This is a genomic window from Gemella sp. GH3 (assembly GCF_013415425.1).
Lineage (GTDB): Bacteria > Bacillota > Bacilli > Staphylococcales > Gemellaceae > Gemelliphila.
In genome coordinates this window covers 1-713 of sequence record NZ_JACBYC010000069.1, presented here as the reverse complement: position 1 = coordinate 713, position 713 = coordinate 1, and the positions used below count along the sequence as shown (strand labels likewise).

The 713-nt window shown below is 19.6% G+C and carries 1 pseudogene; it reads right to left on the bottom strand.

What is annotated here, in order from left to right:
- Positions 1-713, bottom strand: a pseudogene (locus HZY83_RS01660) (PD-(D/E)XK nuclease family protein); the annotation flags it as partial.

The following is a 713-nucleotide window of genomic DNA, read 5'->3' as shown; positions in this document are numbered from 1 at the left end:
ATAATAATCTAGATTAGTTACATCAAACTTTAAAATTTTATCTGTAGATTTTATCGTAAAATTATTAAAAATAATTTTTAAATTATTTAAGTATATAGAAGAATCTTGATGTTTGTAATTAATATCTAACTTACTATAACTAATAATTACTTTTTCAGAAGATCTACTCAAGGCAATATAGCTTACAAATTCTTCGTCTATTAATAAATTTTTAGATGTAGGAGACAGAAAAATATTTTTATCAATAAATTTTTCTTTATCAATATCATCTAAAATAGAGTTATTAGAAATCTTTCTAGGCAAAGTATTTTTATTAAATCCTACAACAAAAACTACTTTTTTATTTTCAACTTTGGCTAGGTCCATAACTGACATAATTATTAAATCATTAACTACAGGGATAGATCTGTAATTAATTTTCTTAATGGCTAATAAAAATAAATCTCGAAAATATGTGAATTTTACATTATAACTACCTAGATTTTTTTGTAAATTATCTAGAATAACTAAAAATTTCTTATATACTTGTCTATCTATACTTTCTATTTCTAATTCATCTATATTTTCATAACTAGATTTTTCTTTTTCTAATAGCATCTTTATATCAAAGTAATCCAATATTTTCGTAATATTTTTTATATAATTATCTACCTTTTTAGATTTTTTTATTTTCAAAATCTTTGAATATATTTCTTTTAAAATATACCTTACTA